The 25,735-nt window shown below is 72.2% G+C and carries 21 protein-coding genes and 1 tRNA gene; 11 read left to right on the top strand and 11 right to left on the bottom strand.

The genetic code is table 11. The annotated features are described in order from the left end of the window. Window positions 1–13: 13 nt before the first annotated feature. From IE277_RS37610 to IE277_RS37590, 5 genes are all read right to left on the bottom strand, one after another. Window positions 14–2,230, bottom strand: coding sequence for an anthranilate synthase component I (locus tag IE277_RS37610; RefSeq protein ID WP_189958228.1), 2,217 nt, complete (start codon window positions 2,228–2,230; stop codon window positions 14–16). 75 nt (window positions 2,231–2,305) lie between these two features. Next, window positions 2,306–3,853: an FAD-binding oxidoreductase gene (locus tag IE277_RS37605; RefSeq protein ID WP_189958227.1), complete on the bottom strand. Its 1,548-nt coding sequence runs from the start codon at window positions 3,851–3,853 to the stop codon at window positions 2,306–2,308. A 48-nt stretch (window positions 3,854–3,901) separates the two neighbouring features. Beyond that, window positions 3,902–5,593, bottom strand: a complete 1,692-nt coding sequence (locus IE277_RS37600; protein ID WP_189958226.1) for an AMP-binding protein — start codon at window positions 5,591–5,593, stop codon at window positions 3,902–3,904. A gap of 59 nt (window positions 5,594–5,652) precedes the next feature. Further along, entirely contained in the window at window positions 5,653–6,066 is a 414-nt protein-coding gene (locus IE277_RS37595; RefSeq protein WP_189958225.1) for a PaaI family thioesterase, read from the bottom strand. Next, window positions 6,059–7,609, bottom strand: a complete 1,551-nt coding sequence (locus tag IE277_RS37590; protein WP_229882251.1) for a class I adenylate-forming enzyme family protein — start codon at window positions 7,607–7,609, stop codon at window positions 6,059–6,061. The genes IE277_RS37595 and IE277_RS37590 overlap by 8 nt, the downstream gene beginning before the upstream one ends. Window positions 7,610–7,980: 371 nt before the next feature. Between IE277_RS37590 and paaA the strand changes: the two genes are divergently transcribed. The 7 genes from paaA (at window position 7,981) to IE277_RS37555 (ending at window position 13,899) form a co-directional block, all read left to right on the top strand. Next, window positions 7,981–8,949 carry a 1,2-phenylacetyl-CoA epoxidase subunit PaaA gene (gene paaA / locus IE277_RS37585; protein ID WP_229882256.1) on the top strand — a complete coding sequence of 323 codons (969 nt, stop codon included), beginning with the start codon at window positions 7,981–7,983 and terminating at the stop codon, window positions 8,947–8,949. Continuing rightward, on the top strand, window positions 8,946–9,242 hold the full coding sequence (paaB, locus tag IE277_RS37580; RefSeq protein ID WP_189958224.1) for a 1,2-phenylacetyl-CoA epoxidase subunit PaaB: 297 nt from the start codon (window positions 8,946–8,948) through the stop codon (window positions 9,240–9,242). Before paaA ends, paaB begins: the two co-directional genes overlap by 4 nt. After that, window positions 9,239–10,000, top strand: a complete 762-nt coding sequence (paaC, locus tag IE277_RS37575) for a 1,2-phenylacetyl-CoA epoxidase subunit PaaC (protein ID WP_229882250.1) — start codon at window positions 9,239–9,241, stop codon at window positions 9,998–10,000. The genes paaB and paaC overlap by 4 nt, the downstream gene beginning before the upstream one ends. Continuing rightward, on the top strand, window positions 9,994–10,533 hold the full coding sequence (gene paaD / locus IE277_RS37570; protein ID WP_189958223.1) for a 1,2-phenylacetyl-CoA epoxidase subunit PaaD: 540 nt from the start codon (window positions 9,994–9,996) through the stop codon (window positions 10,531–10,533). The genes paaC and paaD overlap by 7 nt, the downstream gene beginning before the upstream one ends. Further along, window positions 10,533–11,687 carry a 2Fe-2S iron-sulfur cluster-binding protein gene (locus tag IE277_RS37565; RefSeq protein ID WP_189958222.1) on the top strand — a complete coding sequence of 385 codons (1,155 nt, stop codon included), beginning with the start codon at window positions 10,533–10,535 and terminating at the stop codon, window positions 11,685–11,687. The genes paaD and IE277_RS37565 overlap by 1 nt, the downstream gene beginning before the upstream one ends. A 51-nt stretch (window positions 11,688–11,738) precedes the next feature. Beyond that, window positions 11,739–12,986 carry an MFS transporter gene (locus tag IE277_RS37560; RefSeq protein WP_189958221.1) on the top strand — a complete coding sequence of 416 codons (1,248 nt, stop codon included), beginning with the start codon at window positions 11,739–11,741 and terminating at the stop codon, window positions 12,984–12,986. Between the two features lie 64 nt (window positions 12,987–13,050). Beyond that, window positions 13,051–13,899, top strand: coding sequence for an NAD-dependent epimerase/dehydratase family protein (locus IE277_RS37555; RefSeq protein ID WP_189958220.1), 849 nt, complete (start codon window positions 13,051–13,053; stop codon window positions 13,897–13,899). Between the two features lie 68 nt (window positions 13,900–13,967). Here the strand turns inward: IE277_RS37555 and IE277_RS37550 are convergent, their stop codons facing one another. Then, entirely contained in the window at window positions 13,968–15,257 is a 1,290-nt protein-coding gene (locus IE277_RS37550) for a 3-deoxy-7-phosphoheptulonate synthase class II (RefSeq protein ID WP_229882249.1), read from the bottom strand. Window positions 15,258–16,047: 790 nt separating this feature from the next. Between IE277_RS37550 and IE277_RS37545 the strand changes: the two genes are divergently transcribed. From IE277_RS37545 to IE277_RS37535, 3 genes are all read left to right on the top strand, one after another. After that, on the top strand, window positions 16,048–17,457 hold the full coding sequence (locus tag IE277_RS37545) for an MFS transporter (RefSeq protein ID WP_229882248.1): 1,410 nt from the start codon (window positions 16,048–16,050) through the stop codon (window positions 17,455–17,457). A gap of 98 nt (window positions 17,458–17,555) precedes the next feature. Next, the gene (gene aroC / locus IE277_RS37540; protein WP_189958269.1) at window positions 17,556–18,740 is read left to right on the top strand and encodes a chorismate synthase; all 1,185 of its coding nucleotides are present in this window, start codon (window positions 17,556–17,558) and stop codon (window positions 18,738–18,740) included. 116 nt (window positions 18,741–18,856) lie between these two features. After that, on the top strand, window positions 18,857–20,026 hold the full coding sequence (locus tag IE277_RS37535) for a serine hydrolase domain-containing protein (protein ID WP_189958218.1): 1,170 nt from the start codon (window positions 18,857–18,859) through the stop codon (window positions 20,024–20,026). A gap of 43 nt (window positions 20,027–20,069) precedes the next feature. Here the strand turns inward: IE277_RS37535 and IE277_RS37530 are convergent, their stop codons facing one another. From IE277_RS37530 to IE277_RS37515, 4 genes are all read right to left on the bottom strand, one after another. Next, window positions 20,070–20,735 carry a hypothetical protein gene (locus IE277_RS37530; protein WP_189958217.1) on the bottom strand — a complete coding sequence of 222 codons (666 nt, stop codon included), beginning with the start codon at window positions 20,733–20,735 and terminating at the stop codon, window positions 20,070–20,072. Further along, window positions 20,732–21,958 (bottom strand): hypothetical protein, encoded by a 1,227-nt coding sequence (locus tag IE277_RS37525; RefSeq protein WP_229882247.1) that lies wholly within the window; start codon window positions 21,956–21,958, stop codon window positions 20,732–20,734. The genes IE277_RS37530 and IE277_RS37525 overlap by 4 nt, the downstream gene beginning before the upstream one ends. A 314-nt stretch (window positions 21,959–22,272) precedes the next feature. Then, on the bottom strand, window positions 22,273–23,817 hold the full coding sequence (locus IE277_RS37520) for an FAD-dependent monooxygenase (RefSeq protein ID WP_189958216.1): 1,545 nt from the start codon (window positions 23,815–23,817) through the stop codon (window positions 22,273–22,275). A gap of 169 nt (window positions 23,818–23,986) precedes the next feature. Then, complete coding sequence (locus IE277_RS37515) at window positions 23,987–24,703, bottom strand: helix-turn-helix domain-containing protein (RefSeq protein WP_189958215.1); 717 nt, start codon at window positions 24,701–24,703, stop codon at window positions 23,987–23,989. Between the two features lie 254 nt (window positions 24,704–24,957). Here IE277_RS37515 and IE277_RS37510 point away from each other — a divergent pair, with 254 nt between their 5' ends. Further along, the gene (locus IE277_RS37510) at window positions 24,958–25,623 is read left to right on the top strand and encodes a DUF4097 family beta strand repeat-containing protein (protein WP_189958267.1); all 666 of its coding nucleotides are present in this window, start codon (window positions 24,958–24,960) and stop codon (window positions 25,621–25,623) included. 13 nt (window positions 25,624–25,636) lie between these two features. On the opposite strand, the gene IE277_RS37505 is transcribed toward IE277_RS37510, so the two are convergent. Next, window positions 25,637–25,732: transfer RNA gene (locus tag IE277_RS37505), tRNA-OTHER, on the bottom strand. Between the last annotated feature and the right edge of the window lie 3 nt (window positions 25,733–25,735).

Below are 25,735 nucleotides of genomic sequence, written 5' to 3'. Positions count from 1 at the left end.
GGGCTCGGCCCGGTCAGCCGCGCACGGCCGAACGGGTCAGCGAGGCAACGGCGTTGGCGACGATCCGGCGGCCGACCGCACCACGCGCCGTCATGATCGACTCGGGGTGGAACTGCACCGCGGCCAGCGGTCGGCTGCGGTGCTCGACGGCCATGACCACTCCGTCCTCGGTCAGGGCGGTGACGCGCAGGTCCGGCGGCAGCTGGTCGGGGCGCGCGTACAGCGAGTGGTAGCGGCCCACCTCGAACGTGTCGGGCAGCCCGTCGAGCAGCCGCCCGCCGCCGTCGACGGCGCTGACCCGCGACGGCTTGCCGTGCACCGGCGTCGTCAGCGTGCCCAGCGTGCCGCCGCAGTGCTCCACCAGGCCCTGCAGGCCCAGACACACGCCGAACACCGGGATGCCCAGACGCCCGGTGAGGTCGAGGGTGTCCGACAGGCCGAAGTCGGCGGGGCGGCCGGGGCCGGGGGAGAGCACCACCAGGTCGGGGCGTTCCCGCTCGATGACCGGCAGATGGCGGCCGGCCCGGTAGGTGGTGACCTGCGCGCCGGTCTGGCGCAGATAGTCGGCCAGGCAGTGCGCGAAGGAGTCGCGGTGGTCGACGAGCAGCACCCGAAGACCCGCCCCGACCCCCTCCGGTACCTCGTCGACGGCCGAACTCCCGGAGAAATCCGAGGAGTTGAGGTCATCGGACTCCAGCGCCCGCAGCAGGGCACGCGCCTTCAGCTCGGTCTCCCGCTCCTCCAGGGCCGGGTCGGAGTCATGCAGCAGGGTCGCCCCGGCGCGCACGGTCGCCACCCCGTCGCGCAGCTGGATGGTGCGCAGCGTCAGCACCGTCTCCAGCGTCCCGTCGAGCCCGACACGGCCCACCGCGCCGCCGTACCAGCGGCGCGGGGAGCGCTCCACGTCCTCGATGAACTGCACCGCCGCCAGCTTGGGCGCGCCGGTCACGGTGACCGCCCACAGGTGCGCGAGGAACGCGTCCAGCGCGTCCCGGTCCTCGCGCAGCCGGCCCTCCACCCGGTCCACGGTGTGGATGACCGCCGAGTAGCGCTCGATACGGCGCCGGTCGGTGACCCGGACCGTGCCCGGCACACACACCTTCGCCTTGTCGTTGCGGTCGACGTCGGTGCACATGGTCAGCTCCGACTCCTCCTTCACGGAGGCCAGCAGCTCCTTGACGCGTGCGGCGTCCTCGAAGGCGTCGCGGCCGCGCGGCGCGGTGCCGCTGATCGGCGAGGTGCGCACCATCAGCCCCCGCCCCAGGGGAAGGTCCTCGCGGGCCACGTCGACGAACATCTCCGGCGACGCCCCCACCAGGTACTCGCCCTCGCCGAGATGGGCGAGCAGGCTGTGCGGCGCCGGGTTCTGCGCGCGCAGCCGCCGGAACAGGGCGGACGGCGACTGCGGCGCGGGCCGCCGGAACACCTGCCCGGGCACCGCCTCGAACAGCTCGCCCTGCTCGAAGTACGGCATCGCGCGCCGTACGACACCGGCGTACTCGCCCGGCGCGTGATCACGCTCCTCGGCCGGCCGGCCCGGCCGGTAGGGCACCGCGGCGGTGCCGCGCGGCAGCCCGCAGGTGTCCCGGCCGCCGAAGGTGAACTCGTAGGCGTGGCGCACCGCGACATCGCGCCGCAGATCCAGGTCGACGATCTCGTCGGGCAGCTGCAGCACCAGGTCGCGGTCGCCCGCGGCCCGCGGTGTGCGCAGGTCCACCGGGTCGAGGTGGAAGATCAGGTCGTAGCCGAACGCGCCGTACAGGCCCAGCAGATCCCCGTCGGGCCCGGCGAGCGCACCGACCAGGGCGCGCAGCGCGCCGAACACCCCGGCCCGCCGCGTCCGCTCCTCCTCGGCGAACTCGCCGTCCGCGACGGCGGCCACCCCGCTGACGCGCCCGTCGCCGGCCTCCCGCAGCAGCAGCGTGCCCGCCACGGCACCGCGCACCGCTGGCAGCAGCACCCGGCCGCGGTCGTTGAGGGCGGTGACGGTCAGCACGTCACCGCGCACATCGATCTCCAGCGGCGGGTCGACATAGCCGATCACCCGGTCGTGGCCGCGGAAGAGCAGCAGGCCGCGCCGCTCGTCCAGGGCGCTCTCCAGCGCGGCGCGCACGCTCGCGGCGGAGCCGGCCGGCTCGACGGTGCGCCGCACCGCCACACCGGCCGGGGTGGTCCAGTGGGCGCCCGGGGCAAGGGCGAGGGCGGGGGACGCGGCCTCCAGGAGGGACATGCGAACTCTCTTTCCGACAGGTGAGTGGGGTATGCGGCGGCCCGCCGCGCCGTGCGAGCCGCCGGGGGGCGCAGGTCAGGCGCGGAGGGCGTGCGGGAAGCGGAAGAAGCCGTACGGGTCGTAGGCCCGCTTGACCCGCCGCAGCCGCGGCAGATTGGTGCCGTAGTACGCGTCGGCCCAGTCGGCCAGGCCCGGATCCGGATAGTTCACATAGGTACGGCCGTTGGAGTACGGGTCCATCGCCGCGAACGCCCCGTCCGACCAGGCGAGCGCCGCCGCCAGGTCCTCGCTCTCCGGTTCGGGCCGGCCGAGGCCCACCGAGAACACCGCGAACAACTCGGCGTCACGGTGCACATACGCCGTCTCGCCCGGCGCCATGTCGTTGGCGTTGCCGCCCAGCGACAGCACCCCCAGGTAGCGGTACTGGCCCGCGCGACGGTCCCGCTCGAAGGTGGCCAGCATCCCCGCGATGCCGCCCTCGGGAATGGACCGGGCGAACATCCGGCTGCGGTGCTTGATCCATGTGGTGCGCGGCAGCAGCGCCTCCGGGTTGCTGCCGGTGACATGGCACTGGTCCAGCGAGTCGTTCTCGCAGCCGAACAGCCGCATCATCGCCTTGTCGTAGGCCCGGTCGGCGACCACCTCGGTGGCCGGGCGGCTGCCGATCGAACCGTACAGGTCGGCCAGCAGAGTCTCCAGTTCGTCCCGCTCGCCGAAGGACACACCGGAGACCAGCACCACCGGCTCCGCACCCGGCGCCGCGTCCTTCAGCAGCACCCCGGCCCGCGGCGCCAGATGCGCCGGCGCGGTGCGCGCCCACTCCTGCCACGCGGTCAGCACCCGCTCGGCCTGCTGCCACGGCCACGTCAGATCGAAGGTGACCACGTGCGGCTCGTGCGTGGGGGCGAGTTCGAAGTCGGTGACGACGCCGAAGTTGCCGCCGCCCCCGCCGCGCAGCGCCCACAGCAGATCGGGGTTCTCCCGCTGCGAGGCGGTCACTACGCTGCCGTCGGCAAGCACGACCTGCGCCGACACCAGCCGGTCGGACGTCGGGCCGTACTTGCGGAACTGCCAGCCCATGCCGCCGCCGGTGACGAAACCGCCCGGACACACCGTCGGACAGAACCCGGCGGGCACACTCATGCCGAGCGGGGCGAGCGCCCCGAGCACATCGACGGCCTGCGCGCCCGGCCCGACCCGCACCGTCGACCCCGTCACCCGCACCCGGTTCAGCCGGGACAGGTCGATGACGACGCCCTCGGACGTCGACCAGCCGGCGAAGCTGTGCCCGCCGCTGCGCACCGCGCTGTCCAGGCCGTAGTGGTGGGCGAAGGCGAGCGCGGCCGACACATCGCCCGGGGTCTCGCAGTACACCACGCCCTGCGGGGCGATGTGGTCGAACTGCGCCGACGCCAGCTGCCGGGCGCGTGCGTACGCCGCGTCGTCGGGCAGTACGACGTCACCGCGCACGGCGTTGCGCAGCCGCTCCCACTTCCCGTCCGCGCCGGCGGCGGTGCGCCGCCGGGCCTGGGCCTGGGCGCCGACGGCGCCGACCCCGGCGATACCGACGGCCGCCGCCGCGGCCGTGGCCCCGGAGCCGAGCAGACGCCTCCTGTTGATCATATGGTTCTCCCCTTGTGTGGTGGTTGGTCACGGCCCTGGGTGAAGGCCTCAGGCCGGCGCACCGGCCTGACGCAGCGCGACGCGGCGCAGCTTCCCGGTGGTGCTGTAGGGCAGTTCGGCCACGAACTCGATCTGCCGCGGGTACTTGTAGGGAGCGATCTGCCGCTTGGTGAAGTCCTGCAGCTCGCGGGCGAGTTCGGGGCTCGGACGGACACCGGGCGCGGGCAGCACGAACGCCTTGACGACGGTGCCGCGCTCGGCGTCCGGCGCGCCCGCCACCCCGCACTCGGCGACCGCCGGATGACGCAGCAGCGCCTGCTCCACCTCGGGCGCGGCGATGTTGTAGCCGGCCGAGACGATCATGTCGTCGGCGCGCGCCTGGTACCAGAAGTAGCCGTCGGCGTCGCGGACATAGACGTCGCCGGTGAGGTTCCAGCCGTCCTGCACCTGGCGGCGCTGGCGCGGATCGGCGAGATAGCGGCAGCCGGTCGGCCCCTGCACGGCGAGCCGGCCCGGCACCCCGTCGGGCAGCTCCCGGCCGGTGTCGTCGACGATCCTGGCCCGGTAGCCGGGTACCGCCCGCCCGGTCGAGCCGGGCCGGATGTCGTCGCCGGCCGCCGCGATGAACACATGCAGCATCTCCGTGGAGCCGATGCCGTCGATGATCTCCAGTCCGGTCGCGTCGCGGAAGTCGCGCCAGGTCCGCTCGCCGAGCGCCTCACCCGCCGACACGCACAGGCGCAGCCCGCCCAGGTCGTACGACCCGATCTCGGGCAGCACGGCACGGTAGGCGGTCGGCGCGGTGAACAGTACGGTCACCCCGAGCCGCCGGACGGCGCCGAAGAGGGCGCGCGGGCCCGCCTCCTGAAGCAGCACGGCCCGTGCCCTGGCCCGCAGCGGGAAGATCAGCAGCCCGCCGAGTCCGAACGTGAACGCGAGCGGCGGACTGCCCGCGAACACGTCGTCGGGGCGGGGGTGCAGCACATGCCGTGCGAAGGTGTCCGCGATGGCGAGCACATCACGGTGGAAGTGGGCCGTCGCCTTGGGTTCGCCGCTGGTGCCCGAGGTGAACGCGATCAGTGCCACGTCGTCGGCGGCGGTCCGGGCGGCCGGGGCCCAGGCGGCACCCGCGGCCCTGCGGCCGAGTTCGCCGCCGTCATCGGCCCGGTAGGTCAGCACCGGCCGCCCGGTGCCGGCCGCCGTCAGCTCGTCGGCGTACCCCTCCTCGCACAGGGACAGCCGGATCCGGGCCCGCTCGGCGAGATCGGCGAGTTCGCCCGCGCGCAGCATCGGCACGGTGCTGACCGCGATGCCGCCCACCCGCAGCACGGCCAGCCAACAGGCCGCCAGCCAGGGCGAGTTGGGGCCGCGCAGCAGTACTCGGTTGCCGGGCACGAGCCCCATGTCGCGGACCAGGACGGTGCCGATACGGGCCGCGAGGTCGAGGGTCTCGGCGTAGCTCCAGGTGGTGCCCGAGGCGTCGGTCAGACAGGGCCGCCCGCCGGCGCCGTCGGCGACGGCCCGGTCCAGCAGCTCGGCCGCGGAGTTGAGCCGGTCCGGATAGCGCAGCTCGGGAAGGTCGAAACGGAAGACGGGCCACTCACCCGGCGGCGGCAGGCTGTCCCGGGCGAACGTGTCGGGATACGCGGTGGGTGAGAGAGGTGAGAGAGGTGGCTGCGGTGACAGAGACGGCAGAGACGGCAGAGACGGTAGAGGTATCGAAGGGGAGTGTTGCTGCATGGACTCCTCCGGCGGCCGCCCCCGGGCGTGGGCCCGGGCGGCCGGTGGGGACGGGGCTCTCAGCGGCCCGGGGACGTTCCGGGCGTCGCCACACACGTCATGCGGGCGACGCAGACCAGGCGGTCCTGGTCGTCGGTGACGCGGATCTCGTACGTCGCGTGGCTGCGGCCCAGCCGTACGGCGGTGGCGACACCGGTGACCCGGCCGCCCGTCGCGGGCCGCAGATGCGTGGCGCTGATCTCGGTGCCGGCCGCCGCGCCCGGCGCGAAGTGCAGACAGCCGCCGACGGAGGCGAGGGTCTCGGCGAGCACACAGGACGCGCCGCCGTGCAGCACCCCGAACGGCTGCCGGTTGCCGTCGACCGGCATGCTGCCCTCGACGCGCTCGGGCGTCGCGGACGTCAGCTCGATGCCGAGCCGCCGCTCCAGTTCGGACACCGGCACGTGCGCCGGCGCCAGGGCCGGCTCAGCCATGGACGCCCTCCGCGAGCAGCCGGATCAGCTCCGGGCGGCGGACCTTGGCCGTCGCGGTGTGCGGCAGCGCCGCGTAGGGCAGATGACGCATCGGCGCGAGCGCGGGCAGATCCGCCGTCGCCCGCTCCCAGCGCTCCCGCGGCAGCGGCTCGTCGTCGCGGGTGCACACCACCGGCACCGCCACCCCGTCGTCACCGGCGATGATCACGACCTCGCGCAGCTCGGGCAGCCGCTCCATCAGCCGGTCCTCCAGCTCCAGGCTGGAGCCGACGGACGCGATGTGGTCGATCTCCCGGTCCAGCAGGTGCAGCCGGCCCAGCGCGTCCCGGTGCCCCAGGTCGCCCATCCGCCACCAGCCGTGGTTCAGCTGGCCTCGGAACCGCTCGTCCTCCCCGAGATACGTGACGGCGCGGGTGCGGCTGCGGACCTCGACATGCCCCTCCACACCCCGCTTGACCGGGCGCCCGGCCGCATCGGTGATCCGCATCCGGATCACCCCCGGCAGCGGCCACCCCACGCTGCGCCCGGCGGCCCTGGCCGCGGAGCGCAGGGTGACCGACTGGCCGGCCACTGGGCCGGTCTCGGTCTGCCCGTACAGCTGGATGAAGCGGGGCTTGCGGCGCCGCGAGGCACCCAGCAGTGTCTGCACGGTCCGCGGATGCATCGCGTCGAACGTCGCCGCGAAGATCCGTACGTTGCCCAGCGGCGCACCCGGCGCGCCGGCGAGCACCTCCCAGTCCACGAACGTGTTGGGCTGTGTCTCGACGATGCCTGGCCGGTACTCGGCGAACAGCGCCCCCGCCGTGGCCGGGTCCTCGTCGACCATCACCAGCAGCGGATTGCCGTGCGCCACCGCCAGCTCGACGGCCGTGTAGAAACGGGCGTGCACAAAACTCATGCACAGCGCCACGGACTCGGTGGCGTAGATCCGCGAGGCGACCAGCTTCTGCAGCCGCACCCGGTGCCACAGCGCGTCCGGGGTCTGCACCACCAGCTTCGGCAGCCCGGTGGTGCCCGAGGTGTGCGAGATGAACGCTGGCTCGCGGCGGCCGGGCACCGTCGGCGCGGGCACCGGCGCCGCCGCGTGCCGCGTCAGCAGCTCGGTGCCGGGCAGCTCCTCGCCGGCGCTCAGCAGCACCCGCCGGGCCGCGGACAGGTCGATGCCGGAGTCCCGCAGCTTGTCCGCGTCGCTCAGCAGCCACGGCCTGCCGAGCCGCTCCAGCAGCCGGCTGACCGTCTCGCCGTCCAGCCGCGGCGACAGCAGCGCGGGCACCGCGCCGATCCGCTGTACGGCCGCCGCGAGCAGCGCGATGTCGAAGTTGTTGGTCTTGTGGACCGCGACCCGGTCCCCGGCCCGCACGCCCGCCGACTTCAGCCGCGCCGACAGCGTGCGCACATGCAGGGCCACCTGGCGGAGCGTCAGTCTGGTCCCGTCCTCGGGCGCCAGCTGCAGCGGGGTGTCCAGCACCACCGGCGCATGCGGATGACGTGCCGCCGCCCGCTCGAACATCAAGCCTATGTAGAAGGCATACCTGCTGGTCACGGAAGTGCCGCTCCTTTCGCCTCGCCGGCCCTGACGGCGCTCCACTCTGGTCGCGGACCCCTCCCCCACCCGGCGCCGTGACACCTTGCTGACACCTGCGCGCGCGGGCACGGCAGGTTGCTGTCCCCGTGTCCGGCCGCCCGCCGCCCATCGACCTACGGTGCTGGCACCCGGACCCAAGGAGAGCGCTGGTGGCACAGCTGGCAGACAACGACATCCCGGCGCCCGAGCCGCCCGGACACGACGCACTCGTGCAGGAGATCGAGGCCGCACAGCGGGGCGCCGCACAGCGCCCGGGGCGGCCCGAGGCGGCACCACCGGCACCGCCGGCACCGCACGACGAGGAGGAACTACAGGCCCGCTTCGACGCGGTGATCGCCGCCGACCAGAAGATCGAGCCGCGCGACTGGATGCCCGACGCCTACCGGGCGACCCTGCTGCGCCAGCTCGCCCAGCACGCCAACTCCGAGATCGTCGGCATGCAGCCGGAGGCCAACTGGATCAGCCGCGCCCCCACCCTCAAACGCAAGGCGATCCTGCTGGCCAAGGTCCAGGACGAGGCCGGCCACGGCCTGTATCTGTACGCCGCCGCCGAGACCCTCGGCGTGGACCGCTCCCAGTTCCTCGACGACCTCGACGCGGGCCGCCAGAAATACTTGTCGTTCATCAACTACCCGACGCTGACCTGGGCCGACACCGGCGCGCTCGCCTGGCTCACCGACGGCGCGGCCATCGTCAACCAGGTGCCGCTGTGCCGCTCCTCGTACGGTCCCTACGCCCGCGCCATGGTCCGCGTGTGCAAGGAGGAGTCCTTCCACCACCGGCAGGGCTTCGACGCGCTGTGGGCGCTGACCCACGGCACCGACGCCCAGCGCGCCATGGCCCAGGACGCCATCGACCGCTGGTGGTACCCGGCCCTCGCCATGTTCGGGCCGCCCACCCGTGACTCCGTGCACACCGAGGCGTCGATGCGCTGGCGCATCAAGAGGTTCACCAACGACGAACTGCGCCAACGGTTCGTCGACATCTGCGTGCCCCAGGCCGAGGCACTCGGCGTACGGCTGCCCGACCCGGACCTGCGCTGGAACGAGGAACGCGGCCACTACGACTTCACCGAACCCGACTACGACGAACTGCGCCGGGTCATCAAGGGCGACGGACCTGCGGGCCGGCAGCGCGTCGCCCACCGCCGCCGCGCCCACCAGGCCGGCGCCTGGGTCCGCGAGGCGTCCGCCGCGCATGCCGCCAAACGCCGCGCCCGCGCCGCCGCCGACACCGCCGAAACCGGCGCCGACATCGGCGTCGACATCGGCGTCGACACCGAGGAGAGTGCCGCATGAGCACCGCAGACGCCGCCCAGTGGCCGCTGTGGGAGGTCTTCGTCAGGGCCCGCCGGGGCCTCGCCCACGTGCACGCCGGCAGCCTGCACGCCCCCGACGAGGTGATGGCGCTGCGCAACGCCCGCGACCTGTACACGCGGCGCGGCGAAGGCATCTCGCTGTGGGTGGTGCCCGCCACCCAGATCACCGCCTCCAGCCCCGACGAACGCGACCCGTTCTTCGACCCGGCCGCCGACAAGACCTACCGCCACCCCACCTTCTTCGCCCTGCCCGAAGGAGTGGAACACCTGTGACCACCGCCGTGCACACCGCGCCCGACTACCTGCTGCGGCTCGGCGACGACGCCCTCGTCGCCGCCCAGCGCCTGTGCTGGTGGGCCACCCGCGCCCCCCAGCTCGAAGAGGACGTCGCGCTGGCCAACATCGCACTCGACCTGCTCGGCCAGGCCCGCGCCCTGCTCGGCCACGCCGGACGCGTCGAGGGCCGCGGCCGCGACGAGGACACCCTCGCGTTCCTGCGCGACGACCGCGCCTTCACCAACGTCCAACTCGTCGAACTCGCCGACACCGACTTCGCCGACGCCGTCACCCGGCTGCTCTTCTTCGGCGTCTACCAGGACCTGCTCTACCGGCGGCTCACCGCGAGCACCGACCCCGTCCTCGCCGCGATCGCCGTCAAGTCCGCCAAGGAGACCGCCTACCACGTCGACCACGCCGCCGCCTGGACGGTGCGGCTCGGCGACGGCACCGAGGAGTCCCACCGGCGGATGCGGCGCGCCACCCGCGACCTGTGGCCCTACACCCACGAACTGTTCGTCTCCGACGAGGTGTTCGCCCGCGCCGCCACCGACGGCACCGGTGTCGACCCGGCCGGCCTGCGCGCCCCCTGGCGCGAGCGGATCACGACCGTCCTCACCGAGGCCACCCTGCCCGTCCCCGAGGACGGCTGGGCGCCCGGCGGCGGACGCCACGGCCTGCACACCGAGGCGTTCGGGCCGCTCGTCCTGGAGATGCAGGGCCTGCACCGCGCCCACCCGGGGGCCCGATGGTGACCGCCGAGCGGATACGCGCCGCCGTCGCCGCCGTACCCGACCCGGAGATCCGCGTGGTGACCATCGCCGAACTCGGCATCCTGCGCGAGGTGTCGGTCGACGGCGACGGCAGCACGGCCGTCACCATCACCCCCACCTACGTCGGCTGCCCCGCCATGGACACCATCCGCGCGGACATCCGCGCCGCCGCCCGCCGCGCCGGCGCGCCCGACGTACGCGTCGACACGGTGTGGAGTCCCGCCTGGACCACCCGCTGGATCGGCGAGGAGGCCCGCGCCAAACTGGCCGCGGCCGGCATCGCACCACCCGGCGACCTGCCCGAATCGTCCGGCGACCTGCCCGAACCGGTCGGCGCCGCCCCCGCCGGCACCCGCCTGCTGCCGCTGGCCGTGACCGGCACACCGCCCGCCCCCGCCTGCCCGCGCTGCGGTGGCAGGGCCGAGCGACTGGCCCGCTTCGGCTCCACCGCCTGCAAGTCCCTGTGGCGCTGCGAGAGCTGCGGCGAACCGTTCGACCACTTCAAGGAGCACTGATGACGGCCCAGTCGACGGCCCCGGGGAAGGCGCCCGGGGGCCGGGCGACCGCCTCCGGCGCCACCTCGCGCACCCGCTTCCACCCCCTGACCGTCACCGCCGTGGAACCGGCCGCCGCCGACGGCAGCGCCATCGCCATAACCCTCACCGTGCCCGACGCCCTGCGCGCCGCCTTCGTGTTCCGGCCCGGCCAGTACCTCACGGTGCGCTCCGCCGCCCTCGGCGACGACATCCGCCGCTCCTACTCGCTGTGCTCCACCCCGCACGACCTCGCCGAGCGCGGCGAGCTGCGGATCGGCGTACGCGCCGTCGACGGCGGCACCTTCTCCCCGTACGTCACCCAGCGCCTCGCCGCCGGCGACACCCTGCACGCCCTCACCCCGCAGGGCCGCTTCACCACCGCCCCCGACCCCGCGCGCACCCGCCGCTACGCGGCCGTCGCCGCCGGATCCGGCATCACACCGGTCCTCGCGCTCGCCCGGGCGGTGCTCGCCACCGAGCCGCACTCCACCTTCACCCTCGTCTACGGCAACCGCACCGCGGCCTCCGCCATGTTCACCGAGGACCTCGCCGACCTGAAGGACCGCCACGGACACCGGCTGCAGCCCGTGCACGTCTTCTCCCGCGAGAGCCAGCAGGTCGGGCCCGCCTCCGGCCGGCTCACCCCGGCCGCGCTGCACCGGCTGCTGCCCGGTCTGCTCGCCGTGGCGGCGGTCGACGAATGGTTCGTGTGCGGCCCGCCCGGCCTCGTCGACACCGGCGAGGAGGCGCTCACCGCGCTCGGTGTCGCCCCGGACCGCATCCGCACCGAACCGTTCCTGTCCGCCGCCCCCGCTCGCACCCCGCCGCCCGCCCCCGCCGCGGCGGGCGCGAGCGGCCACCGCATCACCGTCCGCCTCGACGGCCGCGACACCACCGTCACCGCCCCGGCCGGCACCACCGTGCTGGACGCCGCGCTCACCGCCCGGCCCGAACTGCCCTTCTCCTGCCGCACCGGCGTCTGCGCCACCTGCCGCGCCCGCGTCGTCACCGGCCGCGCCGACATGGCGAGGAACCGCACGCTCACCGACGCCGAACGCGCCGACCATTACGTACTGACCTGCCAGTCCGTCCCCGCCAGCGAGGAGCTGACCGTCGACTTCGACGTCGTCTGAGAGCGCCGGAGCGACCACCACGCGCCCGACACCAACGAGGTGCCCGACAGCATGACACTCGACCAGATCCCCGGCACACCGTCCCAGCGGCACGCCACCACAGCCGCCCCCGGCGCCGGCATATCCCGGCCCCTGGTGCTGCTGCTCGCCGTGGCCTGCGGACTCATCGTCGCCAACAACTACTACGCCCAGCCCCTGCTGCCCGACTTCACCCGCGCCCTGCACATCTCCACCTCCACCGCCGGCCTGACCGTCACCCTCAACCAACTCGGCTACGCCGTCGGCCTGGTGCTCCTCGTCCCGCTCGGTGACCTGCTCGCCCGCCGGACCCTGGTCACCGTCCTGCTGAGCATCGACACCCTCGCCCTGCTCGCCGCCGCGCTCGCCCCGGGCGCGTTCACCCTGATCGCGATGCTCACCGTCGCCGGCATCTCCGGCTGTGCCATCAACATCCTCATCCCCGCGGCCGCCACCCTGGCCCGCGACGACCAGCGCGGCGGCGTCGTCGGCACCCTGATGACCGGACTCCTCCTCGGCATCCTGCTCGCCCGCACCGTCGCCGGCGCCATCGACGAGGCCATCGGCTGGCGCTGGGTCTACGGCATCGCCGCCCTCGCCATCGCCGTCCTCACCCTCGCCCTGCGGCTCAACCTGCCCGACCTGCCCGCGGGCCGCGGCGCCGGCTACCCGAAGCTCCTCGCCTCCGTCGCCACCCTGGTCAGGAACGAACCGTTCCTGCGCCGCCGCATGGCCATCGGCGCCATCGGCTTCTGCTGCTTCCAACTGCTGTGGACCGCCCTGCCGTTCATGCTCAGCGGCGCTCCCTACCACTACTCCGCCGCCGTCATCGGCCTGTTCGGGCTGCTCGGCGCGGCCGGCGCCGGCTGCGCCCAGCCCGCCGGCCGCCTGGAGGACCGCGGCGCGGCCCACGCCGCCACCGGCGTCCTGCTCCTGGTCATCGGCGCCGCCTGGGCCCTGTCCGCCGGCGGCACCGGCAGCCTCGCCCTGCTGATCGCCGGCATCCTCGTCCTCGACATCGGCGTCCAGGGCGTCCACGTCCTCAACCAGGCCCGTATGTACGGCTATCCGGCGCACATCCGCTCCCGCGTCACCAGCGCCTACATGACCGCCTACTTCCTCGGCGGCTCCCTCGGCGGCGCGCTCGGTGTCGCCCTCTACACCGCCGCGGGATGGGCCGGGGTGTGCGCCACCGGCGGAACACTCACCATCCTCGCCCTGCTGTTGTGGCTGACCGACCGCCACCGCAGCCCCACCGGACAGGAGACGCCCCCCGCCTGAACCACCCCACCCTCCACCCCACCCTCCATCCCGCACCACCAGCACCATCACAGGAAGTGAACCCATGCGTATCTTCGTTGCCGGAGCCACCGGCGCCATCGGCCGTCGGCTCGTCCCGCTCCTGATCGAAGCCGGGCACGATGTCATCGGCGCCACCCGCACCCCGGGCGGCCTGGACACCCTGCGCGCCCTGGGCGCCGACGCCCGGCAACTGGACGTCTTCGACGCCGAAGCCGTCACCGCCGCCGTCGCCGAGGCCGCCCCCGACGTGGTGATGCACCAGCTCACCTCGCTCGCCGCGGGCAACCCCGCCGACAACGCCCGCATCCGCGTCGAGGGCACCCGCAACCTCGTCGACGCCGCCAAGCGCGCCGGCGTCACCCGCATCGTCGCCCAGTCCATCTCCTGGGCCTACGCACCGGGCACCGAACCCGCCCGCGAACACCACCCGCTCGACCTCGACGCCCCCGCGCCCCGCGCCACCACCATCGGCGGCATCCGCGCCCTGGAGGACGCCGTCGCCGAACTGCCCCACCACGTCATCCTGCGCTACGGCACCCTGTACGGCCCCGGCACCTGGTTCGCCCCCGGCGGCCTCATGGCCGACAAGCTCGCTGCCGGCACCCTGCCCGCGAACGCCGGCGTCTCCTCGTTCGTCCACGTCGACGACGCGGCCCGCGCCGCCGTCGCCGCGCTCGCCTGGCCGGCCGGCCCCGTCAACATCGTCGACGACGAACCGGCCGCCGCCCGCGTGTGGGTCCCCGTCCTCGCGGACGCCCTGAAGGCACCGGTGCCCGAGCCCGTCGAGGGCGGCGCCGGTTGGGAGCGCGGCGCCGATGCCGCGCTCGCCCGGTCGCGCGGCTGGCAGCCGACCCACCGCAGCTGGCGCACCGGGTTCTCCGCACAGGGCTGAGACCGAAAGGACCGCACGCACCACGAAAGGCGCCCCGGGGACACTCCCCGGGGCGCCTTCGCGTGCTCTCAGCCGGCCAGCAACTCGGCTGTACGGAATGCCAGTTCCACCGACTGCGCATGGTTCAGACGCGGATCGCACGCCGTCTCGTACCGCTCGTGCAACTGCTCGTGGCCCACCCCCTCCAGGCCACCCACGCACTCCGTGACATGGTCGCCGGTCAGCTCCAGATGCACCCCGCCCGCATGCGTACCCAGCGCACGGTGCACCTCGAAGAAGCCGGCCACCTCATCGAGGACCGCGTCGAAACTGCGTGTCTTGTGACCGCTCGGCGCCGCGAACGTGTTGCCGTGCATCGGATCGCACAGCCACACCGGCGCCAGCCCCTCCGCCCGCGCCTTGTCGACCAGGCCCGGCAGCACATCGCGCACCCGCTCCGTGCCCATGCGCGAGATGAACGTCAGCCGGCCCGGCTCACGGTCCGGGTCGATGCGGTCCGCCAGCGCCAGCACCTCATCGGCACTGACCCCCGGACCCAGCTTCACCCCCACCGGATTACGCACGCGCGACGCGAACTCCACGTGCGCGCCGTCCAGTTGACGGGTCCGCTCACCGATCCACACCATGTGCCCCGACAGCGCGTACAGCCCGCCGTCGGCGCCCGGCCGCGCCAGCGCACCCTCGTAGTCGAGCAACAGCGCCTCATGGCTGGTGAACACCTCGCCCGACGCCACCGGCACACCCCGGCGCAGCAGCGGGGCGAACCGTCGCCGCGCCGGCGCCGAGGCGACGAACTCCCTGTTCCACGCCCGCACCTCATGCGAGGGCGCGAAACCCTCCACGGCCAGCGCCCGCAGCAGATTCAGCGTCGCCGCCGACACCCCGTACATCCGGTGCAGCCGCCCCGGATCCGGCCGCCGCGCCTCCTTCGTGAACGCGGGGCCGTTGACCGAATCCCCGCGATACGACGGCAGAGCGACACCCCCGCGCACCTCCACGGGCTGCGAACGGGGCTTGGAATACTGCCCCGCCAGCCGGCCCACCGTCACCACCGGCACCCCGGCACCCGCCGACAGCACATCGGCCATCTGCCGCAGCGTACGGACCTTCGCCCGCACCTGCCCCGACGAGATCTGATGGAACGCCTCGGCGCAGTCACCGCCCTGCAGCACCATTGCCTCGCCCCGCGCGGCCAGGGCGAGCCGCTCACGCAGGCGATCACACTCCGTGGCCAGCACCAGCGGCGGCAGCGCGGACAGCTCGGCGACCGTCGCCCGCAGCGCCGCCGCATCGGGCCACTGTGGCTGCTGCGCCGCCGGCAGCCCCTGCCAACTGTGTTCCGCACCGGGGGGCGCCACCCCGGACACGGCCGTCAACGCGACGGAATCGATCGGAAGTCGAGGACCGGGGAGGGGACCAGGGAGGGAGTCAGGGTGGGAATCAGGGAGAGAGTCAGGGAGGGAATCAGGGACACGGGAAGACCTCACGGCCAGCTCGGACAGACTCATATGAAGGCATCCGCGGTGGGCGACCTGCCACCGCATTCCTCTCTGTGTCGGCGGGTCGTTTGCACAACTGCGGCGGCCACACCGTGCGTGCCCGCCGCGACCGCGGCCCGAGGGGCACAGCGGAAGTACCAGCCACTGTGCGCGCCCCGTCCCCCCGCCCCCACCGCGGTGGCACCTAGCTGACGCACCGCCGCCAACCCCTGGCAGCTAGCTGCTCGGGGCCCTCCGATGTCTCCAAGGACACATCCCGGAGCCACCTCGGTAGCACCTTCCTTGAGTACCGCGCACCACGCTCCGTACCGTCGAAGACACCGGCCGGGACCGCGCGCATCCCGTCCGCCCGCCCACCCGTCGGTCGATCCCACCGGGCCCCGGACCACACCCCGGAGCCTCACGGGACGGCCAGACGCACGGCGGCGCGGACACCAACGCACACCACACGTGGACACCACAGGAGCGAGCCAGCCCATGCCCGGAACTCCCCCACTCCTGGCCGCGCTCCCGACGACATCAGCTTCGAGACCGCCGCCGCCCTCCGCGTCCTGTTGACCGGCGCCACCGCCGTGCCCGCCCCCACCGCAGCTACCACCCCCGACCCCCCCAACGGCCCCGCCCACAAGCGCCTCACGATTGGACCGTCATGGCAACCGCCGTCATCGACGCGCCGGCCGCCCCGCCGACGCCCCGCATGACCTCGCGTCAGCGCCTGGTGCTCACGCTTCTGCTCGGCTCCCAGTTCATGCTGGCCGTCGACTTCTCCATCCTGAACGTGGCCCTGCCGGACATCGGACACGGCCTCGGCTTCTCCCTGTCCAACCTGCAGTGGATCTCCACCGCGATGATGCTGCCGTCGGCCGGGTTCGCGCTGCTCTTCGGCCGCTTCGCCGACATGGCCGGCCGCCGCAAGATGCTGCTGATCGGCATGGCGCTGCTCGCCGCGGGCTCCCTCGTCGGCGGCCTCGCCACCACCCCCGCCATACTGCTCGTCGGCCGTGTCGCCCAGGGCCTGGCCTGCGCCCTCGCCACCCCCGCGGCACTGTCGCTGCTCACCACGTCGCTGCCCGAAGGGCCACTGCGTGACAAGGCCCTCGCCCTCAACGGCACCCTGCTGTCGGCCGGTTTCACCGTCGGCGCGATCTTCGGCGGTATCCTGACCGACCTGCTCAGCTGGCGCTGGGCCTTCTTCATCAACGTCCCCGTGGCCGTCGCCATCCTGTTCGCCGCCCCCGGCGTCATCAGCGAAAGCCGCGGCGAGCGCACCAAGCTCGACATCCCCGGCGCGATCACTGTCACCGGCGGCCTGCTCGCCCTCGTCTACGGCGTCACCGCCGGCGGCCAGGACGGCTGGGCGGCCCCCGTCACCCTGATCACCCTCGCCGCCGCCGTCGTCCTGCTCGGCGCCTTCTGGTTCATCGAGCTGCGCGCCAAGGCCCCGCTGGCCTCGGTCCGGGTGCTGACCCGGCAGACCGTCAAGTGGGGCAACTTCGGCGGCCTGATCACGTTCACCATGCAGAGCTCGGCGATCTTCCTGCTCACGCTCTACCTGCAGGACGTCTTCGGCTACACCCCGCTCCAGACCGGTCTGACGTTCTGCGGATTCGGTGCCGCCGCGTTCACGGGCGGCCTGCTCGCCCCGCGCCTGCTCGGCCGCTTCGGCAACCGCACCCTCCTCGGGGCGGGCCTGCTGGTCCAGGCCGTGGCCACCGGCGCACTGTTCCTCGTCGGCAACGGCGGCGGCTCCGCCCTCGCCCTTCTGCTGGCCGCCACCATGGCCAGCGGCGTCGGGCATGTCTCCGTCATCGTCGCCTACATGGTCACGGCCACGTCCGGGCTGTCCGACAGCGAACAGGGCCTGGCCAGCGGCCTCGCCTCGATGACCCAGCAGGTCGGCGCCACGCTGGGCATCCCGGTCCTCAGCTCCATCGCCACGGCGCGGACCGCCGCGACGGGCTCCGCCCTGGAAGGCATCCACCTGGCCCTGCTGGTCAACGCGTCGATCGTCCTGGTCGGCGCGGTCCTCTCCTACACCGGCCTGCGCACCCGCCGCTGACCCCGGAACACCGACACCCGCGTGGTGCGAAGGACACCGTCCTCCGCACCACGCGGTGCTATGACCGCCCGCCCCAACTCACCCTGGAGACAAGCATGTTGAGCAGACTGCGCTGGCTGACCGCGGGGGAGTCGCACGGCCCCGCACTGGTGGCGACACTGGAAGGACTCCCGGCCGGCGTCCCGGTGACGACGGCACTGGTGACGGACCAGCTGGCCCGGCGCCGGCTCGGCCATGGCCGCGGGGCGCGGATGAAGTTCGAGCGTGACCAGGTCACGTTCCTCGGCGGTGTCCGGCACGGCCTGACACTGGGCTCACCGGTCTCGATCATGGTGGGCAACACCGAGTGGCCGAAGTGGGAGCAGGTGATGGCGGCCGACCCGGTGGATCCGCACACGCTGAAGGGCCTGGCCCGCAACGCCCCGCTGACCCGGCCGCGCCCGGGCCACGCCGATCTGGCGGGCATGCAGAAGTACGGCTTCGACGAGGCGCGCCCCGTCCTGGAGCGCGCCTCCGCGCGGGAGACGGCGGCCCGGGTCGCCCTGGGCGCGGTCGCCCGCTCCTACCTGACGGAGACGGCCGGCATCGAGATCGTCTCGCACGTCGTCGAACTGGCCGCCGCCAAGGCCCCGTACGGCATCCGCCCGACCCCCGCCGACGAGGGGCGGCTGGACGCCGACCCGGTGCGCTGCCTGGACCCGGACGCGTCGAAGGCGATGGTCGCGCAGATCGACCAGGCCCACGAGAACGGCGACACGCTCGGCGGCGTGGTCGAGGTGCTCGCCTACGGCGTGCCGGTCGGACTGGGCTCGCACGTGCACTGGGACCGCCGCCTGGACGCCCGGCTGGCGGCCGCGCTCATGGGCATCCAGGCGATCAAGGGGGTGGAGGTCGGCGACGGCTTCGACCTCGCCCGCGTCCCCGGCTCCCGGGCCCACGACGAGATCCTCACCACCGGCGACGGCATCAGGCGTGCCTCCGGCCGCTCCGGCGGCACCGAGGGCGGCCTGACCACCGGCGAACCGCTGCGCGTACGCGCAGCGATGAAACCGATCGCCACCGTCCCCCGCGCCCTGGCCACCGTCGATGTGTCCACCGGCGAGCCGGCCACGGCACACCACCAGCGCTCGGACGTGTGCGCGGTGCCGGCGGCCGGCATCGTGGCCGAGGCCATGGTCGCGCTCGTCCTGGCGGACGCGGTGACGGAGAAGTTCGGCGGCGACAGCGTGCCCGAGACCCGGCGCAACGTCCGCTCGTACCTCGACCACCTGCACATCCGATAGCCCCCCACGCCCTGCGAGGGTGTTTCTGAGCCCCCCGCGCCGGGCGGGATGTCCCCACTCCGATCCTGGGGTTCGCCGGATCGCACCCCGTTGGGGGCCGAACCTAGCGTTCAGTCATGAGTTCGCCTCTGCGAAAGCCCCTTGCCATGGCACTCGGTGTCGCCATGCTGCTCACCGCCTGCGCGGCCACCACCCACGCCAAGCCCGCGGGGTCCTCTCCCGCGGCGCGGTTGCGCCAGGACGCCGAGGCGATCCACGCCCTCGGTATCAGCGGTGTGCAGGCCCGCGTGATCGCGCCTGACGGTCGGCAGTCGGTCGCCACCAGCGGCACCGCCGCCCTGGGCACCGGCCGCCCGGTCCCGTCCAACGGCTACTTCCGCATGGCCAGCACGTCCAAGACGCTGGTCGCCACCGTGGTCCTCCAACTGGAGGCAGAGGGCGGGCTGTCCCTGGACGACACGGTCGACCACTGGCTGCCAGGAGTGGTGCGCGGCAAGGGCAACGACGGCAGCCGGGTCACCATCCGCCAACTGCTCCAGCACACCAGCGGCATCCCCGACGGCCTGCCCGGATACACCACGCCCAAGGAGTACTACCAGCAGCGCCACAACGTCTACGGCCCCGGACAACTGGTTGCCCGTGCCATGGCCCACGCGCCGGACTTCCCGCCCGGCAAGGGCTGGGCGTACTCCAACACCGGCTACGTCGTGCTCGGCATGATCATCCAAAAGGCCACCGGTCAACCCGTCCACCAGCAGATCGGAGACCGCGTTCTGCGCCCACTCGGCCTCGACCACACCCGGTGGACGGGCACCTCGGCCACCCTGCCCCGGCCGCACGCCCAGGCCTACCAGCTCTTCGGCCCCGGCTCCCGGGTGGACGTCACCGACCAGATACCGGTGGACCACGAGAGCCTTTCGTGGGTCACGACCACTCGGGACGAGAACGTCTTCCTCCGCGCGCTGCTCGCGGGCCGCCTGCTACCGCCCCGGCAGCTGGCAGAGATGAAGCAGACGGTCCCCGTGAGCGCGGAGGTCCAACGGCTGTGGCCCGGCGGCCGATACGGGCTCGGCCTCGTCAAACGCCCCCTGAGCTGCGGAGGAACCTACTGGAGCCACGAGGGCGGGGACGGCGGCTACATCACTCTCAACGGCGTCACCGACGACGGCAGGCAAAGCGCCGTGGTCTCCATGTCCGAGGCACGCGGCGACGCCCCGGAGCACATACTGAGCCAGGAGAACGCGGCCGGCTCCCTGATCGACCATGCACTGTGTGACGCTCTGTAGCGGTAGCGTGCGACGTCGAGGACGGTCCGGTTCAGTCCGGCTTTCAGACGCCCTGCCGTCCCCCGCACACCTCGGTTCCGTCGACCGTGCGGGGTACGCGGCCGCCGCAGGCGACCATCTTCCACTCCAGCCGGAGGGTGTACGCCGTGCCGCCCGCGTGATAGTCGATCCACGCCCGGTCGACCAGGCCGCCTTGCGCACCGATGTCCAGGACGAAGACCAGCTCGGTGAAGCCGGTGCCCTCCCGGTCCTGTTCGGCGCAGTTCTGGGTGATCCGGCGGCCGGGACGGAAGGCTTCGTAGCGGCCCGGTGCCTTACGGTTCAGGAAGTGGTGCGGGCGGCCCAGCGCGGCGCCGATCTGGCCGGCGTCGACGGTCTCGCGCTGCAGCGCCGGGGTCACCGTCCGTAGCTGGGCCGAGACCTTCTCGGGGGCGACGGGAGCGCGGTAGCGGACGCCGTCGAGGGTGATGGGCTCCCCGTTGGTGGTGCAGAGCACGAAGCTGCCGAAGGTGACGGCCCAGGGGACCGACTTCGGCGCGTACACCGAGGTCACCCCGGCGGCGGTGTGCGACTGGAGCGGGCCCTCGCCGCTGATGTGCTCGGTACGGCTCTTCCCGCCCTGGCACCCGGCCAGCAGGGCGAGGGCCGCTGCGGCCGCCAGCAGGGTGGCGGCCGCAGCGGTAGGGAGCCGACGGGACCGGCGGGTCACAGTTCCTCTTGGATGCGGTTGTAGTACTGCTGCACCTTGGACGCGTAGTTCGGCTTGTCGGTGTTGCCGCACAGCGAGTCGTGGCCGGCGTCCATCTTGTAGCTGAGCGTGGAGCCCTTGGTGTAGTTGCGGGCCGTGCTCAGCTCGATGCCGATCACCGAACTGATCTTCACGCCACCGGAGTTGTTGTAGGCGCTGCCGGTGGTCTTGGTCCAGGTGCCGGCCGGCATGTCAAAGGTGCACTTGGCACGCGAGAGCCAGTACGGCGGATTGGAGTCGGTGTGTATGGTCTTCACCCCGCCGGTCTCCGAGACGGCCTTCAGCGTCCGGTTGATGATCACGCCACCGCAGTCGTACGCGTACTTGTAGTAACGGACTTCCGTGCGGTACGAGATCGTCGGGTATGAGTCGGGCGCCCACTCGAAGGAGAAGCCCTTGGTGTTGGCGACCGAGGAGCTGCCCGAGGCAGACCACTTGGTGCCTTCCGTGGACAACGCCGCGCCGTAGGTGATCTCGGAGCCGTTGCTGTGGGTCATCCAGCCCTGGCCGCGGGTCTTGCCGAAGCCCGGTGCGGCCGGATAACCCTCGCCGATAGTGGCCCAGGCGTCGCTCTGGCCGACCTTGGTGGTCCTGCAGGTGTCGGCCTGCGGCAGCACGCCGCGCTTCTTCTTCAGGGCCTGGTACTTCTTCAGGCCCTTGGGTGCCTTGCCCAGATGGACCGCGACCTGGGGCGTACGGGAGACAGCGGCTCGGGCGCCGAAGGCGCGGCCGGCGGCAAGCGGGTCGGCCCAGACGCGGCCGCCCGTGGAACGGGCGACGGACTGCTGCTCGGTCAGCCGCACGGACTGGGTGGTCCAGGCGTAGGTGTCGGTGACGGGGTCGTAGATCTCCAGGTCCAGTGAGACCAGACCGTTGGAGCCGACGTACCGGGCGGGCACGTCCGCCGGGTCGACCGCCACGGTGAAGGAGTTGCCGCTGGTGGTGACGGACGAGGCCGGCAGCGTCAGCATCGGGACCTGGTCGCCGTCGGCCAGGCCGGCGGTCTCGGTAGCGGGCAGGTCGGCCCGCAGCGTGAACTGGGCACGGTCGAGCGGAGTGCTGGTGTCCGCCTGGCCGGTGAAGGCCACCGGGGCCGTGGCCGCCGCCTCGGCGGCGGGCGCGTTCAGCAGGCCGGCGAGCAGGCCGCCACCGACCGCGAGCAGGGCGAGTTTCCTCGCGTTCATGTGGATTCCCCCCTGGTGCGGCAGCGCGCACAGGAATGCAGAAACTTCCGGAATTAGATCTTCCGGTTGTGTGGTCGCGGTGACCTTATCAGGGAGGTTCACAGGCCATGCACAGTTGGCAGCTGATGTGAATGCCGGAGCGGCAGGGAGGGTGAGAGCCTGCGAGCGGTGGTGTTCGAGCGGTACGCGGAGCACCGTGCCGCAGCGACTGGCACGGCCGGATGGGCCACGGCTCGGACATCAACCTGCCGCCCGTACTCGACGATGACCATCCACCGCTCGCGAGACTGCTACGTCTACCTCTACGTCTACGGCTACGGCTTCGGTGTCGGCGACGGATCGACCCGTGCCTGCCGCACCGCCTCCGCGACCGCCTCCGGGGCGTCGGCACCCAGCTTCCGGTACAAATGCCCGTCCGGACGGACCACAGCGACGACGGGACGAGTGCCGAGGGCGTCGACAAGAGGGCCGTGCGACTGGCTCGGCGCGTCCAGGACCTCGGCCAGGTCACCGACCGCCGCGCACACCGCGGCCTTGGTCCGGTGCCAGGTGTCAGGACGGCGCCGGCCGGCGTGCATCAGAACCGTCCAGCGATCACGCGACACCCCGGCCCACCGGCCGCCCAGCTGGTGTCGCTCGCCGAGCACGACCGGCACCCGGTCGCCCGGCCGGACTTCGCCGCGGCTGACGGGGACGGGGTTGTACGTCGCGTCCAACTGCCCGATCTTGGGTGCCAGACGTCGCTGCAGGACACCCACGCGGTCGGCACCACGCACGATGCCGTCACGCAGCGCGATCTGCGCGGGATGCCGTAGGAAACCCCACCGGGTCTGGAGCGAGGTGGAACGCGTGACGGCGTGGGCGGCGGCATGCCGTTCGACGTCGTAGCTGCGCAGCCCGGACTCCGCCAACTGCCCCCGCGCCACTGCCGCGAGCTTCCAGCCGAGGTTCACCGCGTCCTGCAGCCCGGTGTTCATCCCCTGCGCGCCGGCCGGGCTCATGATGTGCGCGGCATCCCCGACCAGAAAACAACGGCCGGACTGGAAATGCGCCGCAGTCCGAATGTTGACATGGAACGTCGTGCTGAAGCGCAGCTCGCCCAACTCGATACCGCCAGGACCCCGCTCGGCCACGATGCGCTGGAAGAACTCACGCTCGGGGGACTCGCCCTGGGTGCCCGGCGGCACACTCACCGCGATGCGCTGCACATGCGCCTCCAGCGGCCCCAGAGCCAGGCTCCCCTGCGGGGTGTAGCAGTAACTGACCAGGTCCGATGCGATGTTGCCGGACACCTCCGCGTCGGTGATGGCGAAGCACACGGAGAGCTGATCACCGTCGAACGGTATGTCGAGGAGCTTCCGAACCGTGCTGTGCGCCCCGTCCGCCCCCACCAGATAGGACGCCGTGATGTCCTCGGTACTGCCGTCCGACCCCACGAACCGCCCGACAGGCAGACGACCCGAGGTGTCGATCTCCGTGAGAGTGCATCCACGCTCGACCTTCCCGCCGAGTTCGTGAAGACGGCGCTCCAGAATGTCCTCGGTACGGGTCTGCGGAATTCCGACGGCGAAGGGATACGGAGTGGAATCGAGCCGATTGAGCCACGCAGTCCCCAACGGCATTTGATTGGAGGAGTAGGTGACACCTTGAATGTGCTGCCCCTCCTCCGCCAGGACATCGCTGACGCCTATGCGCTGCAACAGCTCCAGGAGCCGGGGCCAGATCACCGTGGCGCGTGAGTGCGCCGAGTGACCACGCGAGGAATCCAGGATCCGCACGGGAACGTCCTGCTGCAGCAGCTCGCACGCGAGGACGAGACCGACAGGGCCGGCACCGACGACGACCACGGGTTCATTCATAAAAGTCGCTCCTCTTTGCTGCTGCCGCAAGAACTGTCTTGTACGAGGTCAATTCAGACGGTAGTCGAACACATGAGGAAGACAGTGCGAGGTGTTCCGGTCGGACACACCGAGGCAACAAAAGAATTCTTCGATGCCTCTTTGGATGTATCTCTCGCTGTATCTCTCGTTACATTTCGGTTCTGGTGTAGAGGACTTCGCGCCCCTGCTCCGCGGCGCGGATGAGCGCTTCGCCCACGAAGTCCAGAAAGCGGGCGGAGTTCTCCAGACGGTTGGCGGCCGGCGTGCCACGGCCGAGGACGCCGACGCCCAGCCGCGCGGTCTCGATGAACTGGTCGTTGGCCCGAGCACTGCGGATCATCGACTGATACCAGAGATCGTCATCGACGACATACCGCTCACGACGCCGCTCGTCGCGCTCCCGGCGCACCAGGGCCAAGCCCTCGAGGAACGCGATGGCCTTGGAGACGGACGCCGGGCTGACCTGGAGCCGCTGGGCGAGCTCGGAGGCGGTGAGCCTGCCGTCGTCGGTGGTGTAGAGGCAGCCCAGTACCCGGGCCATCATCTTGGGCAGTCCCGACGTCATGAAAACGGTGGTGAGCGTCTCCTGGTACTCACGCACGGCCTCGGCATCGCGCCCGTAGGCCTGCGGAAGCGCCTGCGCCCCCTGGGACGCGACCTGCTTGCGCCGGTGTGTGCGCTGCTGGGTGGCACGCTGGGCCAGATCGGCGCGATACGCGGTGGGCCCGCCGTTGCGCATCACCTCACGCGTGATCGTGGAGGTCGGCCGCTCCAGCCGGCGCCCGATCTCGGCATACGCGAGCCCGTCCGCCAGTCCCACCGCGATCTGCTGCCGCTCCTGCTGCGTGAGCCTGCCTCCGGGCATCACGACCCCCTTCACGCCTCTCGGTTTTCCTTACTGCCCCATCATAGCGTTCATGTTCAGTTCATTGCAACGGCTGGAGGTGAGGTTGTTGCGTTTGACGGGAGGGTGTTGCAACGATTTCGCCCATGTGACCTGCATGAATGCCCTCCTATGGCAATTCTTCTGTTGCCCACTATTGGAAAGCAACGTAGCGTTTGCGTTGTCGGAAACACCGACCGCAAGCGTGAGTACACGTGAGTACAAGGGAGTGCATGATGCAGAAGTTCGAGTCGCCCGCCCCGGTCTCTGTGGTCCTGGCCGTCCCCGCGGGACGTGTGCAGTTCGTCGCGGCGGACCGTACGGACACCACGGTCGAGGTTCTGCCCGCGAACCCCTCGAAGAGCCGCGATGTCCAGGCCGCGAAGGAGACGCGGGTCGAGTTCGCCGACGGTGTCCTGCGGATCGAGGCCGCCGAAGCGAAGAACCAACTGTTCGGCCCCTCGGGCTCGGTGGAGGTGACGGTGAAGCTGCCGGCCGGCTCCCGTGTCGACGCGAAGACCGCCGCCTGCGAGCTTCGTGGTGTCGGCCGCCTCGGCGACATCGCCTTCGAGGGCGCTTACCACCACATCAAGCTGGACGAGGCGGGAAGTGTCCGTCTGACCGCGACCGACGGCGACATCGAGATCGGCCGCCTGGGCGGCCCCTCGCAGATCACCACCGCGAGGGGTGACATCCGGATCACCGAGGCGGTGCGCGGCACGGTCGAACTGCGCACCCAGTCCGGTGACATCACGGTCGGCGCCGCCGCGGGCGTCTCGGCAACCCTGGACGCCGGCACGAGTCACGGCCGGATCAGCAACGCCCTGAAGAACGACGGCACCACCGGCCTCGACATCCGCGCCACGACCTCCAGCGGCGACATCACCGCCCGCAGCCTGTGAGGTGTGCGGTGTGTGGCGGAGAGGGCAGGATTCGAACCTGCGTGGACCGCTAGGGTCCGACTCTGGGCTGCTGCCCTGGTCCCCGATCAGCCGCTCCGGGCACCTCTCCTCG

This window comes from Streptomyces alanosinicus (genome assembly GCF_014650595.1).
In the GTDB taxonomy this organism is placed as follows: domain Bacteria; phylum Actinomycetota; class Actinomycetes; order Streptomycetales; family Streptomycetaceae; genus Streptomyces; species Streptomyces alanosinicus.
Note: the sequence above shows the minus strand (reverse complement) of the source record. Positions and strands in the feature narration are given on the sequence as shown.

Excerpts from the sequence above, each read along its gene's own strand:
- IE277_RS37610 (WP_189958228.1), bottom strand. The coding sequence starts at position 2,230 with ATGTCCCTCCTGGAGGCCGCGTCCCCCGCCCTCGCCCTTGCCCCGGGC.
- IE277_RS37605 (WP_189958227.1), bottom strand. The coding sequence starts at position 3,853 with ATGATCAACAGGAGGCGTCTGCTCGGCTCCGGGGCCACGGCCGCGGCG.
- IE277_RS37600 (WP_189958226.1), bottom strand. The coding sequence starts at position 5,593 with ATGCAGCAACACTCCCCTTCGATACCTCTACCGTCTCTGCCGTCTCTG.
- IE277_RS37595 (WP_189958225.1), bottom strand. The coding sequence starts at position 6,066 with ATGGCTGAGCCGGCCCTGGCGCCGGCGCACGTGCCGGTGTCCGAACTG.
- paaB (WP_189958224.1), top strand. The coding sequence starts at position 8,946 with ATGAGCACCGCAGACGCCGCCCAGTGGCCGCTGTGGGAGGTCTTCGTC.
- paaD (WP_189958223.1), top strand. The coding sequence starts at position 9,994 with ATGGTGACCGCCGAGCGGATACGCGCCGCCGTCGCCGCCGTACCCGAC.
- IE277_RS37565 (WP_189958222.1), top strand. The coding sequence starts at position 10,533 with ATGACGGCCCAGTCGACGGCCCCGGGGAAGGCGCCCGGGGGCCGGGCG.
- IE277_RS37560 (WP_189958221.1), top strand. The coding sequence starts at position 11,739 with ATGACACTCGACCAGATCCCCGGCACACCGTCCCAGCGGCACGCCACC.
- IE277_RS37555 (WP_189958220.1), top strand. The coding sequence starts at position 13,051 with ATGCGTATCTTCGTTGCCGGAGCCACCGGCGCCATCGGCCGTCGGCTC.
- IE277_RS37545 (WP_229882248.1), top strand. The coding sequence starts at position 16,048 with ATGGCAACCGCCGTCATCGACGCGCCGGCCGCCCCGCCGACGCCCCGC.
- IE277_RS37535 (WP_189958218.1), top strand. The coding sequence starts at position 18,857 with ATGAGTTCGCCTCTGCGAAAGCCCCTTGCCATGGCACTCGGTGTCGCC.
- IE277_RS37525 (WP_229882247.1), bottom strand. The coding sequence starts at position 21,958 with ATGAACGCGAGGAAACTCGCCCTGCTCGCGGTCGGTGGCGGCCTGCTC.
- IE277_RS37520 (WP_189958216.1), bottom strand. The coding sequence starts at position 23,817 with ATGAATGAACCCGTGGTCGTCGTCGGTGCCGGCCCTGTCGGTCTCGTC.
- IE277_RS37515 (WP_189958215.1), bottom strand. The coding sequence starts at position 24,703 with ATGCCCGGAGGCAGGCTCACGCAGCAGGAGCGGCAGCAGATCGCGGTG.
- IE277_RS37510 (WP_189958267.1), top strand. The coding sequence starts at position 24,958 with ATGCAGAAGTTCGAGTCGCCCGCCCCGGTCTCTGTGGTCCTGGCCGTC.